The organism is Eudoraea sp., from assembly GCF_039969275.1.
GTDB lineage: Bacteria > Bacteroidota > Bacteroidia > Flavobacteriales > Flavobacteriaceae > Eudoraea.
In genome coordinates this window covers 118,469-135,997 of the sequence record NZ_JBDVOC010000013.1, presented here as the reverse complement: position 1 = coordinate 135,997, position 17,529 = coordinate 118,469, and the positions used below count along the sequence as shown (strand labels likewise).

The 17,529-nt window shown below is 37.5% G+C and carries 13 protein-coding genes and 2 pseudogenes; 8 read left to right on the top strand and 7 right to left on the bottom strand.

From position 1 onward, the window contains the following. Positions 1–128 precede the first annotated feature (128 nt). Entirely contained in the window at positions 129–950 is an 822-nt protein-coding gene (locus ABJH90_RS11895) for a DNA/RNA non-specific endonuclease (protein ID WP_348143499.1), read from the top strand. Here ABJH90_RS11895 and rodA read toward each other — a convergent pair. From rodA to ABJH90_RS11860, 7 genes are all read right to left on the bottom strand, one after another. Further along, entirely contained in the window at positions 947–2,230 is a 1,284-nt protein-coding gene (gene rodA / locus ABJH90_RS11890; RefSeq protein WP_348143496.1) for a rod shape-determining protein RodA, read from the bottom strand. The two genes, ABJH90_RS11895 and rodA, sit on opposite strands and share 4 nt — an antisense overlap. Further along, positions 2,220–4,088: a penicillin-binding transpeptidase domain-containing protein gene (locus ABJH90_RS11885; RefSeq protein ID WP_348143493.1), complete on the bottom strand. Its 1,869-nt coding sequence runs from the start codon at positions 4,086–4,088 to the stop codon at positions 2,220–2,222. The genes rodA and ABJH90_RS11885 overlap by 11 nt, the downstream gene beginning before the upstream one ends. A gap of 35 nt (positions 4,089–4,123) precedes the next feature. Continuing rightward, positions 4,124–4,633, bottom strand: a complete 510-nt coding sequence (gene mreD / locus ABJH90_RS11880; protein ID WP_348143490.1) for a rod shape-determining protein MreD — start codon at positions 4,631–4,633, stop codon at positions 4,124–4,126. Continuing rightward, positions 4,623–5,441, bottom strand: coding sequence for a rod shape-determining protein MreC (gene mreC, locus ABJH90_RS11875; RefSeq protein ID WP_348143487.1), 819 nt, complete (start codon positions 5,439–5,441; stop codon positions 4,623–4,625). Before mreC ends, mreD begins: the two co-directional genes overlap by 11 nt. 67 nt (positions 5,442–5,508) lie before the next feature. Then, a complete protein-coding gene (locus ABJH90_RS11870) occupies positions 5,509–6,537 on the bottom strand; it encodes a rod shape-determining protein (RefSeq protein WP_297694378.1) in 1,029 nt (342 codons plus the stop codon). A gap of 56 nt (positions 6,538–6,593) precedes the next feature. Beyond that, positions 6,594–8,126: a bifunctional phosphoribosylaminoimidazolecarboxamide formyltransferase/IMP cyclohydrolase gene (gene purH, locus ABJH90_RS11865; RefSeq protein WP_348143484.1), complete on the bottom strand. Its 1,533-nt coding sequence runs from the start codon at positions 8,124–8,126 to the stop codon at positions 6,594–6,596. Between the two features lie 93 nt (positions 8,127–8,219). Beyond that, positions 8,220–8,669, bottom strand: coding sequence for a GAF domain-containing protein (locus ABJH90_RS11860; RefSeq protein WP_348143481.1), 450 nt, complete (start codon positions 8,667–8,669; stop codon positions 8,220–8,222). Between the two features lie 155 nt (positions 8,670–8,824). Between ABJH90_RS11860 and ABJH90_RS11855 the strand changes: the two genes are divergently transcribed. The 7 genes and pseudogenes from ABJH90_RS11855 (at position 8,825) to ABJH90_RS11825 (ending at position 17,527) form a co-directional block, all read left to right on the top strand. Continuing rightward, a complete protein-coding gene (locus tag ABJH90_RS11855; protein ID WP_348143478.1) occupies positions 8,825–9,247 on the top strand; it encodes a hypothetical protein in 423 nt (140 codons plus the stop codon). A 110-nt stretch (positions 9,248–9,357) separates the two neighbouring features. Beyond that, positions 9,358–13,095: an efflux RND transporter permease subunit gene (locus ABJH90_RS11850; protein WP_348143475.1), complete on the top strand. Its 3,738-nt coding sequence runs from the start codon at positions 9,358–9,360 to the stop codon at positions 13,093–13,095. Continuing rightward, positions 13,092–14,309 (top strand): TolC family protein, encoded by a 1,218-nt coding sequence (locus ABJH90_RS11845; RefSeq protein WP_348143472.1) that lies wholly within the window; start codon positions 13,092–13,094, stop codon positions 14,307–14,309. Before ABJH90_RS11850 ends, ABJH90_RS11845 begins: the two co-directional genes overlap by 4 nt. 38 nt (positions 14,310–14,347) lie before the next feature. Then, positions 14,348–14,875, top strand: coding sequence for a DUF3347 domain-containing protein (locus ABJH90_RS11840; RefSeq protein WP_348143469.1), 528 nt, complete (start codon positions 14,348–14,350; stop codon positions 14,873–14,875). 53 nt (positions 14,876–14,928) lie between these two features. Then, positions 14,929–15,166, top strand: a pseudogene (locus ABJH90_RS11835) (hypothetical protein); the annotation flags it as partial. 31 nt (positions 15,167–15,197) lie between these two features. After that, a pseudogene (locus ABJH90_RS11830) lies at positions 15,198–16,445 on the top strand (efflux RND transporter periplasmic adaptor subunit); the annotation flags it as partial. Between the two features lie 116 nt (positions 16,446–16,561). Further along, positions 16,562–17,527, top strand: coding sequence for a hypothetical protein (locus ABJH90_RS11825; protein ID WP_348143466.1), 966 nt, complete (start codon positions 16,562–16,564; stop codon positions 17,525–17,527). Positions 17,528–17,529 lie beyond the last annotated feature (2 nt).

Here is a 17,529-nt window from a genome sequence, read left to right as displayed (position 1 = left end):
AATTTAATTTTTGCTAAAATTCTATAAATTCCCTGAAAGGGAAAATAGGTAATTTTTGTCGGATTAATAGCTTCTAACTTACAATCTATTCAATCTAAAATTTAGTGAAATTAAACTAAATTTGATCTATGATGCAAAGCAGATCAAGAAGAACCAACAGAAATATTTATATGTTTTTGCTGATCGTTTGTATAGTAGGTTTTTGGGTGTTTGAAAATTTTTATACCCCCGATTCGTATTCCGCCCCGGCTAATGAAATTTTAACTTCTGAAGTACCAGAGAAACTATTACCAGCTTCAACTTCTGGAGAAATAGTGGTCCACGGTAATTATATACTTTCATATAAGGAACGTTATGAGCAGGCCGAATGGGTAGCATATGTTCTAAATCGAAGTCATCTTACTTATGAAGACAGGAAGCGTCCTGATTATATTGAAGACCCGAAAGTAAGCACTAAATCTGCCGATTGGAGAAATTATAAAGGCTCCGGATATGACAGGGGGCATCTTTGTCCTGCAGGAGACAGAAGGTTTTCGGTTTATGCCTATAATGAAACTTTTTATACCAGCAATATTAGCCCGCAAAAGAATGATTTCAATTCGGGGATATGGAACGAATTGGAAAAGAAGATAAGAAGTTGGAGTAAACAATATGACAACCTGTATATTATTACTGGGGGAGTTTTAGAAAAAGGTCTTCCGACAATTGGAGAAGAGGATGTGGCAGTCCCCAAAAGGTATTATAAGATTGTAGTCAAAGAAGAGGAAAAAGATATAAAAGTTCTTGCTTTTCTTATTCCTCACCAGGATACAAAGGAACCACTTATTAATTTTTTGGTGAGCGTAGATGATTTGGAGGAGGTAAGTGGAATAGATTTTTTTAGTAAAATGGATGAAGATATCGAATCGCGCCTCGAACAAAGTATAAATACAAAACAATGGAACTTCTAGCCCCACTCATTTAAACGGTTTGCATCTAATTTCAGAAATATAAATAAGAGAAGTGTAAACCCTAGAAGGCCGGATCCTCCGTAACTGAAGAAGGGTAAAGGAATACCAATGGTTGGAAGTACGCCAATGACCATTCCAATATTTATAAAGTAATGGATCAGCAGTATAGATATTACTCCGTATCCATACATTCGGCTAAAATCGTGTTTTTGCCTTTCGGCCAGATAAACCAGTCGTAAAAGTAACATGGTAAAGAGAATGACCACAATTGTCGTACCCAGAAATCCCCACTCTTCACCCACTGTACTAAAAATATAATCTGTATGTTGTTCAGGTACAAAATCTCCCTTTGTTCTGGTGCCTTCTAAAAAGCCTTTACCGAAGAATCCACCAGATTCAATAGCTTTTTCAGATTGGTACGTATTATAACCTATGGTTTTGCGAATTTCTTCGAGTTTATTGGGGTCTTTTTCCAACCGAAGCCAAAGGCTGAATCTATCTCTATGACGTTGCTCAAATACATTATTAAAAACAAAATTAACAGATAATGAAAAGGCGATTGAAACAACAAAAACCGTTATTAATGGCAAGACAGGAACTTTAAAAGAAGCTCTTTTCAGTAAGAGAAAAAGGGCAATTAATAAAGCTAGGCCAATTCCAACCCAAATTGTTCCGAACATTAAGGTGGTTATGAAAACCACGACAGCTAGAATGGCAATACCCAGGTAAAACAGTGGTAACCCCTCTCTGAATAGGACAAAGATCAGGGAGAAAAATACCAATGCACTGCCCGGGTCTGGTTGTGGAATGATTAAAAAGGCCGGAATTAAAATAATTAAAAAAGAATAAAATTGATCTTTCCGGTTTTTAATATCTGTTTGTATATCACTTAAATACTTGGCTAGGGCTAAAGCGGTGGCAACTTTGGCGAGCTCAGAAGGCTGAAAATTAAAAAAACCAAGATTGTACCATGAAGTTGCTCCGGCAATGGTTTTGCCAAAAACAAAAAGGCCCAAAAGAAGAATCATAGAAATAATGTACAAAACACTGGAAAAACGTTCATAGAAACTAGCCTCCAGCGCCAGTATTACCAATATACTTATCAGGCTTAACCCAATAAAAATCAATTGTTTTCCGTACAACTGACTAAAATTAAAAACAGAGGAGTTGGTACCTGAAAATGTACTGGAATAGATGTTTACCCAACCTATCCCTACTAATAAAAGATAAAATAAAACGGTAAGCCAATCAATTCGCTTAAATACTTTCCTACCAGACATACTCATTTATCTTGAATTCTTCTCCGCTGTATGGCTTGGCATATTCATGTTCAAGAGTTTTTTCGAGCATTCTTTTTTCGAGATCCTTTCTGGTAATTTGCCCTTTCAGGTACTTTTCTATCAATAGAGACGCTATATGCCCTGCATATCTTGAGCCATAATAGCCATTTTCAATATAAACTGCTAATGCAATTTTTGGACTGTCTACAGGAGCAAAAGCGATAAATACTGAATGATCTGTAAGTTGTGTACGTACGGTATCTATTTTTGTATAATTCTCTACGGTACCTGTTTTACCTGCAATCTCTATTCCCGGTATTTGTACCCACCTGGCCGTGCCTTTTTTATACACTTCGGCCATGCCTTCAACGACAGGGTCAAAATGCTTTTTGTCAATTGTGGTATACTTGGGTTGCACGTATTCCGGAATGCTTATATCCTTACCTTCAACTTTCTTCAGGATATGAGGTGTAAAATAATAGCCACGGTTTGCAATTGCAGCCGTCATATTGGCTAATTGAACAGGGGTTGCTGCAACTTCGCCCTGTCCTATGGAATTGGAAATGATAAAAGATGAAGCCCAACGATTATCTCCATACCATTTGTCATAATACTCTTTACTTGGAATTCTTCCTGGTCTTCCGGTAGGAAGATCATATCCTAAAAAATTTCCAAGACCAAAACTATTCATATGTTTTTCCCAAACATCCTGACCTTCATCGGTAGTCGGAAATTTTTCATAGAATTTTCGAAAAGTACCTGCGAAGTATGCATTACAAGATTTATATATACCACTGTTTAAATTTCTTATTCCACCCCCACAATGACATCCCCTCTTCGTGTTACCGACATAAAAGCCATTATAACAGCGAAAAGTTGTACCAGGTCGGATCACGTCTTCTTGCAATGCCACCAGGGCATTTAGTGTTTTAAATGGTGATCCCGGAGATCCTTCAGCCGAAATAGATCTATCAAACAGGGGTTTGGATATAGTATCGTAATGTAGTTTGCTATAGTTTTTTGAGCGTTCCCTGCCCACCAGTAAAGCCGGATCATAGGTTGGCCCCGAGATCATGGCTAATATTTCTCCTGAAGAAGGTTCTATAGCAACAATTCCTCCCCATTTACCATGCATTAGTAACTCCCCGTATTCCTGAAGTTCCTTATCAAGAGTGAGACTTATTTCCTTACCTTGTTCCGGAAGGGTGTCAAGTACACCAGCTTTATAGGGTCCTATATCTCTGTTGAATCTATCTTTCTGAATATATTGTACTCCTTTTCTACCTCTTAAAATTTCTTCATATTGCTGCTCTACACCTTTACCTCCGGTTAATTCTCCCTGAACATAATAAGGATTTCTTTCCAGGTCGCGTTCATTTACCTCTCTAATATATCCCAGGACATTAGCAGCGGCCTTGGTGTCGTAATATCTTAATGACCTTTTTTGAATATAAAACCCTTCGTACTTCCTCATTTTCTCCTGAAGCATTGCATAATCTTCTTTAGAAAGCTGAGGTACTAATACCGAAGGTAATCTCGGAGAATAAATTCTGGCTTTCCGAAGTTTTTGTACAAATTTTTCCTTATCAATTCCTAAAAGACTACAAAACTCAAGGGTGTCCAGGGGTTTCACTTCCCTTGGAATAACCATCACATCATAGGCAGGGTCATTACCTACCAAAAGTTTCCCGTTTCTGTCATATATATACCCCCGTTCAGGATAATCGTATATTGCCTTAATAGCAGGGTCTTCTAAAACCTGATCTGGTGAAAAGCTAAATATTTGCAAATAGGAAAGCCTACCTATAAAGGTAATTCCGATAAGGATAATTATGGACGATAATAATATTTTTTTCATTGAAATTTAGCTTTCAATATTTAGCAAGAATTCTCTTATTCTTTCTCAACGCTGAAAAGTGAACCAAAAAGTAAACACAGTATTAGTGTGGCAATTCCGGTAAAAATAACTTTCTTCAAAATTAGCAGCAAATTTGATAAACTGAAAATTTCCAGAGTAAAGAATATAATATGATGCGCTACAATTAATAACGTTAAAAAAGTAATTTGTTGTACCCTGGTACTGTTAGATAATTTGAAACTCTGAAATTCGTAATTAACCCCAAAGACAAAACGCATAATAGTAGGTCGCAGATAGGCTATGGTAACCGTAGATGCTGCGTGTAAAGCCATAGTGTCTGAAAAAAAATCGATGCATAAACCCAGTAAAAACCCTGTAAATATAAAAACTGATCTATTTTCCTTTATCGGATACCAATAGAGGAAAAGTAAATAGACCATTGGATTGATAAAGCCAAAAAAATTCAACCTGTTAAATACTAATACCTGAACCAGAACAAGCAAGGTGAATCTAATGAAATTGATATAATAAAAACTACTGGTCATTGGCAATTTTGGCTTCGAGCTCTAAGATTTCAGGTCTGTTTTTGTTAGAAATGATATAGATATTTTTTAAATTGGACATATCGTTAAAAAGTTCTACATCGATACTATAAAAACTTTTTGATACATTCAGGTCAAATTTTTTAATAGTTCCAATTGGAATATCCTCTGGAAAAATACTCGACATGGCCCCTGTAACTATGGTGTCACCAACCAGGAGAGGCACCAATCTGGGGATATCTTCCAGTTTAACCTGGTTATAGCCACTTCCGTCCCAAACTAAAGATCCAAAATAATTAGTATTCTTAATTTTGGCATTTATATTGGATTTAGTGTTTAATATACTTTGAACGGAGGCATAATTTTTGGTGGTATGTTCAACAATCCCAAGAATTCCCTTGGCCGTAATTACACCCATATCCTGTTTAATACCATGATTTGTTCCTCTGTTTATGGTTATATAATTATTTGGACTTGAATAACTGTTCTTAATAATTCTTCCGGCAGTTATGCCAAAATCAATTTTGTTAGTATCTAACTGGACAGTGTCTTCAATATTTAGATTGAAAAGCAGATTTTGTAGTTTTTTGTTTTCTTCGACCAGTTTTTTGTTTTCCTCATTCAGTTTAAAATACTGTGTGATGCCATCTGCAGTATTGTAGATAGAACCAGATATTCGGTTTGAAGAATTAAAGAATTTCGATCGATGATAAGAATGAGAATCAATTGTAAAGCCCAGGGAAATTAGAAGCAATAATAAGTAGAGCAGCGAGGTTTTATACCTAATGATAAAATTGATTATCTGCTGCATTCACTTGTTATGTTAAGCGTTTAAAATGAGATGCCAAGTCTTAACTTAAATCCTCACCGAATTCAGGTTATTTAATAAGAATACTCTTGTAGCGTTCCAGGTTTTTAAGTGCTATACCGGTTCCTCTAACTACAGCTCTCAAAGGGTCTTCTGCGATATAAACAGGCAGGTCTGTCTTTTGAGATAACCTTCTATCCAACCCACGAAGCATTGAACCACCACCGGCCAGGTAAATACCCGTATTATATATATCTGCTGCTAATTCCGGAGGAGTTTGTGATAAAGTTTCCATTACCGCATCTTCTACACGCAAAATGGACTTGTCCAAAGCTTTGGCAATTTCTCGGAATGAAATACTAACCTGTTTTGGTTTACCCGTTAGCAAATCCCGACCTTGTACAGACATCTCATCTGGTGGAGATTGAAGATCCTCGGTAGCTGAGCCTATTGTTATTTTAATATTCTCTGCTGTACTTTCCCCTACATACAGATTATGTTGGGTACGCATATAATAGATGATGTCATTTGTAAATACATCGCCTGCTATTTTAACCGATTTGTCACAAACAATTCCTCCTAAAGCTATTACAGCTATTTCCGTGGTTCCACCACCTATATCCACAATCATATTACCCTTGGGTTGCATAATATCCAGGCCAATACCTATTGCTGCCGCCATGGGTTCATGTATTAGGTAAACTTCCTTGCCATTTACACGCTCTGCGGATTCCTTTACTGCACGCATTTCTACCTCCGTAATCCCCGAAGGAATACATATTACCATCCTTAATGCGGGTGGAAACCATTTTTTCTTCAGGGCAGGAATGTTCTTAATGAACATATTGATCATTTTTTCAGAAGCATCAAAATCTGCGATCACCCCATCCTTGAGAGGTCTAATGGTTTTAATGTTTTCGTGGGTTTTTCCCTGCATCATATTTGCTTCCTTTCCCACAGCAATTATTTTACCAGTTATCCTGTCTCTTGCAACAATAGACGGACTGTCCACAACTACCTTGTCTGCATGGATAATAAGGGTATTTGCAGTGCCCAGGTCGATAGCTATTTCTTCAGTTAAGAAATCAAAAAATCCCATTCGCGTTAGTTTGGTTTCGGTTTAAAAGGTGTATTTCATCGACAAAAGTAGTAAATTTAATGCTTAAAATGACGAGTACCTGTCATTACCATAGACATTCCATTTTCGTTACAATAATCAATGCTCAGTTGATCTTTAATTGAGCCTCCCGGTTGAATAACGCCTTGAATACCATTATTATTTGAAATTTCAACACAATCGGGAAATGGAAAAAATGCATCACTGGCCATTACCGCTCCTTCCAAATTAAACTTAAAGGATTTTGCCTTGTGAATAGCCTGGTTTAAGGCATCTACCCTTGATGTTTGCCCGGTTCCACTTGCGCATAACTGTTTGTTCTTTGCCAAGACAATGGTGTTAGATTTTGTGTGCTTACATAATTTAGAGGCGAAGATCAGGTCTTCCAATTCTTCCTGGCTCGGTTTCTTGGTGGTCACATATTCCAAATCCTCCAATGTATCCGTTTTAGAATCCTTATCCTGAACAAGAATACCATTTAAACAAGTCCTGACAAGGGTATCTGGGAGTGGTGTTTCTTTTTGAATCAGGACAATTCTGTTCTTCTTTCCCTTTAAAATGGTTAATGCCTCATCATCATAACTAGGTGCAATAACAACCTCACAGAATAATTTATGAATTTCATGAGCCGTGGGGACGTCAATTTTTACATTACTAATCAATATGCCTCCAAAAGCTGATACTGGATCTCCTGCCAATGCATCGACATATGCCAGGTGTATCGTATTTCTTGTGGCCAATCCGCAGGCATTATTATGTTTGAGAATTGCAAAAGTTGGATCATCGTTTTTAAATTCATTCATTAAATTTAAAGCGGCATCAACATCCAATAAATTATTATAAGATAATTCCTTACCGTGTAATTTGGTAAAAATGGCATCAAAATCGCCAAAAAAGAACCCTTTTTGATGTGGGTTTTCCCCATATCGTAAAATTTTAGCATTGGTTTCGCTAATCTTTAAAGCAGCCTCCTTATGATCTTTATTAAAGTAATTAAAAATAGCGGTATCATAATGTGAGGAAACATTAAATGCTTTTGCTGCAAAATGTCTTCTGTTTTCCTGTGTGCTCACCCCTCCGGTGGTATTAATTAATTCTAAGAATTCTTTGTAATCTTCCATGGAAGAAACACATAAAACGTCTTTATAATTTTTGGCAGCCGCGCGTATAAGGGAGATTCCGCCTATATCAATCTTTTCAATGATTTCCTGTTCAGATGCGCCAACCGCTACCGTTTTTTCAAATGGGTAGAGATCCACAATAATAACATCTAGTTGGGGGATATCAAATTCTTCTAATTGGGCAACATCACTTTCGTTATCCTGTCGGTTCAAGATGCCTCCAAACACTTTTGGATGCAAAGTTTTGACTCTGCCACCCAGTATGGACGGATAACTGGTTACCTCCTCGACAGGGATTACTTCGATTCCTAATTCCCGTATAAATTTTTCAGTGCCTCCCGTGGAGTAGATTGAAATCCCAAGGTCGTCTAATTTCCTTACAATTGGTTCAAGGCCGTCTTTGTGAAATACAGAAATTAATGCCGATTTTATTTTTTTTGTTGTGCTCATTATTTGGTGCTTAAATAGAACTCGTATAAGACACAAATGTAATTTTTTTGAAGCTATAAAAGGAATTGTGTTATTAACAAAAGGAGTAAAGTTTTAAAGAATTTTGGCAACCTCTTTATTTACAAATTCTAAAAAGTCCTCATCTTCACTGTTAAATGGATCAGGGGTATTTGAATCTATATCAATCTGGCCAATATTCTCTCCATTTACAAATAGTGGAACAACAATTTCTGCTTTTACATTTATGCTGCAGGCTATATAATTATCCTGAGCTTGAACATCGGGCACAACAAAGTTTTCATTGCTCAAGGCTACCTGCCCACAAATTCCTTTTCCAAAAGGAATTATCGTATGGTCTGTAGGTTCCCCCGCATAAGGCCCAAGTTTTAATTCTTCTTTATTGCCGTTCTTAAAATAAAAACCAACCCAGTCATAGTATGAAATATTTTCCTGTAACAAATTACAGATTTCCTGTAACCGTACACTTACTTCAGCATTAGTGTTTAAAATAGATAGTACCTGGGGGCGTAATTCGCTCAGCATGTTATTTTTTTGCAAAAGTATTCAAAATGTAGATTTTAATAATGGCGTTTTAAACAAATCTTACTCAAATCATCTCCAAAATTAGAGCGAAAGAATATTTAAACTTTTGTTAACCAATACAATAAAAGACAAATTTTCGTAGTTTTGTATTACTAATGAAGGAATCTTTGCGTCAAATAGCATCTGTTACCATGGCACTTTTGGTGTTGTTCTCTACCATGTCTTTTACGGTAGATATGCATTATTGTGGTGACCATTTGGTGGATTTCAGTTTTTTTGAAAATGCAAAAAATTGTACAATGCAAGCCAGTCCTTCTAAAGCAACAGGAGAGACTTCCGTTATGGAAATGGAGATGGATTGCTGCACCGATTTGGAAATAGTCCTGGAAGGTCAGGATGACTTGAAAATTTCTTTTGATCAATTAAAAGTCGAACAACAAATCTTTGTTTCGACTTTCCTTTACGCCTATGTGAATTTATTTGAAGGCAGTGATAAAAACCTCAATTCTTTCAAAGAGTATTCCCCGCCCCCTTTGATCAGGGACATACAAATTCTCGATCAGACTTTTCTTATTTGATTTTTAAACATTGGAATTAAGGCCCTACAGTTTTTACTGTATCATGGGCTTAAGTTGTTGATTATATTTTTGGTCAATTTCAGTTTCTAACTGTTTAATAATCAATTCACATGCTAAATAAGAGCATTAAATTTCTAATAAATAATAAACTGGTGGCGGTCCTAATGCTAGTCCTTTTTATAGGATGGGGATTAGTTAACGCCCCTTTTAACTGGGACATTGGATTTTTGCCCAGGAACCCCGTAGCTGTTGATGCTATCCCAGATATAGGTGAGAACCAGCAACTTGTTTTTACCAAATGGCCGGGTCGTTCACCGCAGGATATTGAAGACCAGATTTCCTATCCATTAACGACATCTTTATTGGGTATTCCAGGGGTAAGGACTATCAGAAGTTCTTCCATGTTTGGGCTTTCCAGCATATATATCATTTTTGAGGAGGATGTAGAATTCTATTGGAGTCGTAGCAGAATCCTCGAAAAATTAAATTCACTCCCTAATAATCTTCTCCCAGAAGGGGTAAATCCATCTTTGGGTCCGGATGCCACAGGTCTTGGACAAATTTTCTGGTACACTTTGGAAGGTAGGGATGAAAACGGTGAAGTTACGGGCGGATGGGATTTACAGGAACTGAGGAGTGTCCAGGATTACTATGTAAAATACGCATTATCTGCTGCAAGTGGCGTATCGGAAGTAGCTTCTATTGGGGGCTATGTGCAGGAATATCAGATAGACGTGAAACCTGAATTGATGAAGCAATACAATATTGGACTTCATCAAGTGGTAAGTGCTGTTAAACAAAGTAATCGTGATATTGGCGCTCAAACCTTGGAAATCAACCAGGCCGAATATTTCGTCAGGGGGCTGGGCTATATAGAATCCTTGGAAGACATTAAAAATGCGGTCGTTACCTCAGAGGATTATACTGCCATCAGAATTAGGGATATTGCAAATGTTTCTCTTGGCCCCGCTATGCGCAGAGGGATCTTGGATAAAGAGGGCGCCGAAGTTGTAGGTGGGGTGGTGGTAGCAAGATACGGAGCAAACCCGCTTGAAGTAATTAATAATGTAAAAGATAAAATTAGTGAACTCAGTGCGGGACTTCCATCCAAACAATTATCCGATGGACGAAGCTCACAACTTACAATCGTACCATTTTATGACAGGACCGAATTAATTCAGGAAACCCTTGGGACCCTTAATGATGCCCTGAGTATGGAAATTCTGATTACCATTTTGGTTATCATAATCATGGTGTTTAATCTGCGGGCCTCAATATTAATTTCCGGCTTGTTGCCGGTAGCCGTATTAATGGTTTTTATAGCAATGAAGCTTTTTAATGTAGATGCAAACATAGTAGCACTATCGGGGATTGCTATTGCCATTGGTACTATGGTGGATGTTGGGGTTATCCTGTCTGAAAACATTATTCGGCACCTCGATGAGAATAAGGAAAACCTTGCTGTAAACACTGTGGTCTATAAAGCAACTTCAGAAGTATCAGGTGCAATTTTAACCGCAGTATTAACTACCATTATTAGTTTTATTCCCGTTTTTACCATGATTGGGGCTGAAGGAAAATTGTTCTGGCCACTGGCCTTTACAAAAACAATGGCATTAACGGCCTCCATAATTGTGGCCCTGTTTCTCATTCCACCTTTCGCTGCATTTTTATTTCAAAAGAGGAACTATAAAACATCAGTTCGCATTCTTCTTAATGGCATTTTGATTGCATTGGGGATCGTTGCTTTATTCTCTGGCTATTTTTTGGGATTAGTGTTGATAGGATTCGGAATATCAAATATTCTGAGATACAGGGGAATATTGAATTCAAAAAAACAAACTCAGGTAAATATCATCCTATCTGTAACTACAATTGTTTTCTTGCTGGGAATATATTGGCGACCACTGGGGTTGGAGAAAAATATTTTCTGGAATTTGATTTTCATCGCACTTATCTGTTTTGTGCTTTTGGGGGTCTTTGCCCTATTTAGAAAATACTATAGCCGCATCTTAAATTGGGCTTTACAAAATAAATTGTTATTCCTTTCCATACCAACGGTAATTGTGGTATTTGGAGTTTTGATAATGCAAAACACCGGCAAAGAATTTATGCCTTCACTTAACGAAGGTTCCTTCCTGTTAATGCCAACGTCTTTGCCACATGCAGGTGTGGAGGAGAACAAAAGGGTTTTACAACTTTTGGATATGGCTGTAGCCAGTATTCCTGAAATTGAAACCGTAGTAGGCAAAGCTGGCAGAACAGAATCTGCACTTGATCCCGCACCTCTTTCGATGTACGAAAATATGATTCAGTATAAACCTGAATATATGTTGAATAAAAATGGAAAAAGGCAACGTTTTAAAGTGAATGAAGAGGGTCTGTTCGAACTAAAGAATGGCACATTCATTTTAAACCCGAATACATTGGTAAGGGATGATGTTAAGCATGAATATCCTTTAGTGGAAAATGTATTAGACCTCACTTTTAAAGATTTTATTCCTGATTCGAACGGGGAGTACTTTCGAAATTGGAGACCGAAAATAAAAACTCCTGATGATATTTGGAACGAGATTGTCCGAGTAACCAAATTACCTGGCATTACCTCCGCTCCAAAATTACAACCAATAGAAACACGTCTGGTTATGCTGCAAACTGGTATGAGGGCACCGATGGGGATTAAGGTAAAAGGCCAGGATTTAAAACAGATTGAAGCCTTCGGAATTCAGTTAGAAAATATTTTGAAGGAATCAGAGGGAGTTAAGGATGAAGCCGTTTTCGCTGACAGGATTGTGGGAAAACCCTATTTATTGATTGACATAGACCGTGAGCAGTTAGCCCGTTATGGTATTTTTATAGAAGATGTACAACGGGTTCTGGAAGTAGCAGTTGGGGGAATGACATTAACTCAAACAGTTGAAGGAAGGGAGCGATACGGTGTTAGAGTAAGATACCCAAGAGAATTGAGGGAGAACCCATCGGATATTAAAAATATCTATGTGCCTGTGGCAAATGGAAGCCCTATTCCTTTAAGTGAACTAGTGAGTATTCGGTATGAAAAAGGTCCACAGGTGATTAAAAGTGAGGATACTTTTCTCGTGGGCTATGTGCTTTTTGATAAACTGGATGGCTTTGCCGAAGTAAATGTCGTAGAAAGTGCCCAAGCTTTGATTCAGAATAAAATTGATAAAGGAGAACTGATTGTTCCAAAAGGGGTTAATTATCAGTTCACAGGCACCTATGAGCATCAGCTTAGAGCTGAAAAAACTTTATCTGTTGTAGTTCCTTTAGCCTTAATTATCATCTTTTTGATATTGTACTTCCAATTCCGTTCAATAGCTACGTCCTTAATGGTATTTGGAGGAATTGCGGTTGCTTTTGCAGGAGGCTTTATTTTGATATGGTTTTACGGGCAGGACTGGTTCTTGAATTTCAACTTCTTTGGAGAGAATTTACGTGAACTGTTTCAAATGCATACCATTAATTTAAGCGTAGCAGTTTGGGTAGGGTTTATTGCCCTATTTGGAATCGCTACAGATGATGGTGTGGTTATGGCTACCTATCTTAAACAGACCTTCATTAGAAACAACCCTAGAACTTTGGAATCAATAAGAGCTTCCGTGGTGGAAGCAGGGGAAAAACGGATACGCCCATGCCTGATGACCACAGCAACTACACTGCTGGCTTTGCTGCCTGTATTAACATCAACAGGCAGGGGGAGCGATATAATGATTCCGATGGCTATTCCAAGTTTTGGTGGAATGCTCATAGCACTGATCACTTTGCTCGTTGTTCCGGTTTTGTTTAGTTGGTATAGCGAGCTGCAACTCAAAAAGGAAAACCAATGAAAAAAATAGTTTTTGTATTAATAGGATTTTTAGTAACGCCTTTCCTCAAGGCGCAAACTTTAGAATCCTACATTCAACAGGCTGAGGCCAGTAATCCTGAAGTACAGGCTTTTGAGTTACGTTATGATATTTCAATGGAAAAAGTAGGGGAGGCCAATTCTTTGCCCAATACAGAATTGAGTGCAGGCTATTTTGTTAGTGAACCAGAAACAAGGACAGGAGCACAAAAAGCCCGTTTTACAGTAAAGCAAATGCTACCCTGGTTTGGTACAATTACGGCCAGAGAAAATTATGCCGCGGCCCTGGCAGAGGTAGATTATCTGGATATTACTATTATAAAGCGAAAATTGAGACTGTCTTTATCGCAATCATATTATAAATTGTATGCTATAAAGTCTAAACAGGCAGTACTTGAAAAAAATATTCAATTATTAAAAACATACGAAAAATTGGCATTAACGTCTTTGGAAGTTGGCAACGCTTCTGCTGTGGATGTTCTTCGACTCCAAATGCGTCAAAATGATTTGCAGGAACAAAAAGAGATTTTATTGAGGGATTTTTTGACAGAAAAAACACTATTCAACAACCTTTTAAATTCCGAAGAAAATGCTGATGTTACCCTTGTTGATTCTATATATTTACCTAGTGGGCCGGATTTTAATCAGGCGGAATTGGCGCTACATCCTGAACTTGAAAAATATGATATCCTTTTCCAATCTGTAGAACAATCGGAAATTCTTAATCAAAAAGAATCTAATCCCAACCTTGGTTTTGGTTTGGACTACATACCCGTTGCAGCCAGGCCCGACATGAATTTCAGTGATAATGGCAAGGATATACTAATGCCTATGGTTTCTTTATCTATTCCCATTTTTAACAATAAATATAAATCCAATACTATTCAGAATGACCTGAAGCAGCAGGAAATTTCTGCTCAAAAGGCGGATCGGAAAAACAAACTGGAGACCATTTTAGGTGCTGCCTTAAACAATAGGGAGGCAGCCAGAATAAAATACAATACTCAAATTAAGAATCTAAAACAAGCTGCAGATGCCGAGGAAATTCTAATAAAGAATTATGAAACAGGCACCATAGATTTTGATGATGTATTGGATATTCAGGAACTGCAGTTAAAATTTCAGATGAACTATGTAGATGCCGTTAAAACGTATTATATGCAATCGGCAATAATAAATTATTTATCAATTCAATAAAAGCAAATTTAAATATGAACCTTAATAAAATAGAAAAAATGACACGAAAAGGATTTACAATATTAACGGCAATAGCCATATGTTCCTTATCATCTTGTGGAGAGCAAAAGAAGAATGCAGAAACAAATACATCCACAAAAGTTGTATCAAAAAATGAGAATTTAGACAATCTTACTTTTAAGGACAGCACGACGGAAAAAGTGTTTAAAAATTACCTTCTTTTACGGACAGCTTTGGTAAATTCTGATGCATCTGCTGCTCAATCCTCGGCTGTGAAGCTTTCAGGTAACATCGAAGAAAAATCAGAGGTTTTAAAAACTATTGCCCAACAAATTGCGGAAACAGAGGATTTAGAAAAGCAGCGAAAACTATTTTTAGATTTTACTATTGAAGTAGAGCCTCTCATTAAAGAAAATATTGCCCAGGGCGTAATTTACAAACAATTTTGCCCTATGGCTTTTAATGGAGAAGGCGGCTCCTGGTTTTCAGACATTGACCAGATAAGAAATCCGTATTACGGGGATAAAATGTTAAAATGTGGGAGTATAACTGAAACTATCCAATAATTTATACACAATGAAACAAATTAATGCCATTCAGGTATTTACATGTAATGCACGATTTACATGGGATCGCCAAAGCAAGAAACCTGTGCGCCAAGGTAATAAAGAATATAAAAACAGGACCGGTTCTTCGTCTTGGTATATAATGTCTTTAGTAGACTTATTATTGCGAAAGTTCTCGTTCCTTTTTTCGGGATATTATTTTCCCCGATGATAGCTGCTGACGATATGAGTTTTAGCTCTGTTTTTGTCATTGCCAATTCACTCGGATTAAGAAATACAATTATAGATTAAACCCAAGGGTCAAAAGAAAAATTAAAGAATGATGAAAAAAAATATTCTATATATCGGTTTAGCCATTTTAGGAGGATTGTTGGTAGGTTATTTGATTTTTGGCGGTAGTTCGCATGCCGATGTAACTGAAGATCATAACCATAACGAAATGTGGACATGTTCAATGGATCCCCAAATCATGCAACCTGAACCGGGCGACTGCCCCATTTGTGGTATGGACTTGATACCCGCTGAATCCGGGGATGATGGTTTAGCCCCGGATCAGTTCAAAATGACCAAGAATGCCATGGCGTTGGCCGATATTAGAACCACAACTGTCGGTTCAGGGACCTCCGGCGACAATACGCTGATACTTTCGGGTACTATAGAGGAAAATGAAAAGGCTGTTGCTACCCAAGCTTCCTATTTTGATGGACGGATAGAAAAGCTGTTTGTTAATTTTGAGGGCGAGCAAGTCAGAAGTGAACAAAAACTGGCGACCATCTATTCCCCCGAACTTGTTTCGGCACAACAGGAATTGGTTACCGCTGCAAGTCTAAAAGAATCGCAGCCCGCTTTGTACAACGCCGTACGTAATAAGCTTAAACTTTGGAAATTATCCGAAAATCAAATCGAACAGATTGAGAAATCAGGTCAGGTTCGGGAATATTTTCCTGTTTATGCCAATGTTTCAGGAACAGTTTCTGAAATCATGATCAAAGCAGGCGACTATGTAAATCAAGGTTCACCTTTGTTTAAAATTGCTAATCTCAATTATGTATGGGCGGTTTTTGATGTCTACGAAAACCAGGTCTCACTTCTAAAAGAAGGGCAAAAAATCGATATTGTTACCAATGCCTATCCCGATACGAAGTTCGATGCTAAAATTTCATTTATAGATCCCGTACTGAATTCGGCAACAAGAACTATAAAGGTCAGAGCGGTTCTGCAAAACCCAAATGGCCAATTAAAGCCGGGAATGTTCGTGGCTGGTTCTTTGGGCCTTACATCGAAAATGAAGCATAATATGATTGTAATTCCAGAAAGTGCCGTTCTTTGGACAGGAGAACGTTCAGTGGTCTACATCAAGACTAAACCAAACGACCCAACTTTTGCAATGCGAGAAGTCACCCTGGGAGATATGCTCAATGAAGGTTACATTGTTTTGAATGGGTTGCAAAATGGAGATGAGATTGTGACTAATGGAACTTTTACAGTAGATGCCGCTGCACAACTCAAAGGAAAAAAATCCATGATGAACGAAGAATTTGGAAAAGCAAAAACAGGGCATGAGAATCATAACTAATGATCACATAAGGGTCTATAGTATAAAGGAAATAATGGGAGGGAAATTTACATATTGTAAGGATTGCTTTGATATACATACTAAACTAAAGGAGTTGAAGAAGTATGTATTTGAGAACTATAATTTATATCTGTATTTTTCTGTTTGGACAACAAGCCATTTCCCAAACCTGTTGTTCAGGTGGAGTGCCTCTGTCTAACAATTTAGGATTACCAATAGATGAAAGGGGGATATGGCAGTTTGGACTGAACTACGATTACAATAATTTAAACACCCTTTACGCCGGTAATACTAAATTGGATGATGATTCCCGACAAAGGATAACAAATTCTGTTTTGTTAAGTTTAGGGTATTCCATTACTGACAGGTTTGCTTTGGAAGCTCTTTTTAGCTGGGTGAACCAAACAAGGACAATTACGCAATTTGGGAACGAGAATTTTACGGAAACTTCAGGTATTGGAGATGCAGTGCTTTTGGCAAAGTATGCCTTCCCTGAAGTGCTAGGTCCAAAAAGTGTAATAAATTTAGGGCTTGGAGCGAAAGCGCCATTGGGGAAGTCTGACCTGACTAATGAGGATGGAATTCTTTTAACAGCAGACCTTCAACCGGGAAGCGGCGCCTGGGATGGCCTGGGTTGGTTGTCTCTCTCAAAGGCATTTGACTTTAGACCATCTGCTACATTTTCAGGGAATTTCATTTATAGGCTTACAGGTGTTAATAATTCATATTTAAATGATACTTCTACCTATGAGTTTGGAAACGTCTTTCAAACTAATTTGGGATATACGGATCAGTTTCTCCTTTTCAATACTGTTTTTAATCCCGGACTTATTTTCAAATACAGGAATGCTTCTAATGATAAAATAAACAATGTTAATCTACCTAATACTGGCGGCGAATGGGTTTTTATCAGACCCGAATTAAGTGTTCATATCATAACCAATTTTTTAGTTACCCTACGCCTGGAATTACCCATTTATAGTTATGTTGATGGAACACAATTAACACCCACTACAAGATTTACTGCCGGAGTGTATTTTAAGCTCAATAACAAAAACAAAACAATAAATTTATAGCT

What these genes read in the sequence shown, in the direction of transcription:
- ABJH90_RS11895 (WP_348143499.1), top strand. Translation starts at nt 129, where the DNA reads ATGATGCAAAGCAGATCAAGAAGAACCAACAGAAATATTTATATGTTT.
- rodA (WP_348143496.1), bottom strand. Translation starts at nt 2,230, where the DNA reads ATGTCTGGTAGGAAAGTATTTAAGCGAATTGATTGGCTTACCGTTTTA.
- ABJH90_RS11885 (WP_348143493.1), bottom strand. Translation starts at nt 4,088, where the DNA reads ATGAAAAAAATATTATTATCGTCCATAATTATCCTTATCGGAATTACC.
- mreD (WP_348143490.1), bottom strand. Translation starts at nt 4,633, where the DNA reads ATGACCAGTAGTTTTTATTATATCAATTTCATTAGATTCACCTTGCTT.
- mreC (WP_348143487.1), bottom strand. Translation starts at nt 5,441, where the DNA reads ATGCAGCAGATAATCAATTTTATCATTAGGTATAAAACCTCGCTGCTC.
- ABJH90_RS11870 (WP_297694378.1), bottom strand. Translation starts at nt 6,537, where the DNA reads ATGGGATTTTTTGATTTCTTAACTGAAGAAATAGCTATCGACCTGGGC.
- purH (WP_348143484.1), bottom strand. Translation starts at nt 8,126, where the DNA reads ATGAGCACAACAAAAAAAATAAAATCGGCATTAATTTCTGTATTTCAC.
- ABJH90_RS11860 (WP_348143481.1), bottom strand. Translation starts at nt 8,669, where the DNA reads ATGCTGAGCGAATTACGCCCCCAGGTACTATCTATTTTAAACACTAAT.
- ABJH90_RS11855 (WP_348143478.1), top strand. Translation starts at nt 8,825, where the DNA reads ATGAAGGAATCTTTGCGTCAAATAGCATCTGTTACCATGGCACTTTTG.
- ABJH90_RS11850 (WP_348143475.1), top strand. Translation starts at nt 9,358, where the DNA reads ATGCTAAATAAGAGCATTAAATTTCTAATAAATAATAAACTGGTGGCG.
- ABJH90_RS11845 (WP_348143472.1), top strand. Translation starts at nt 13,092, where the DNA reads ATGAAAAAAATAGTTTTTGTATTAATAGGATTTTTAGTAACGCCTTTC.
- ABJH90_RS11840 (WP_348143469.1), top strand. Translation starts at nt 14,348, where the DNA reads ATGACACGAAAAGGATTTACAATATTAACGGCAATAGCCATATGTTCC.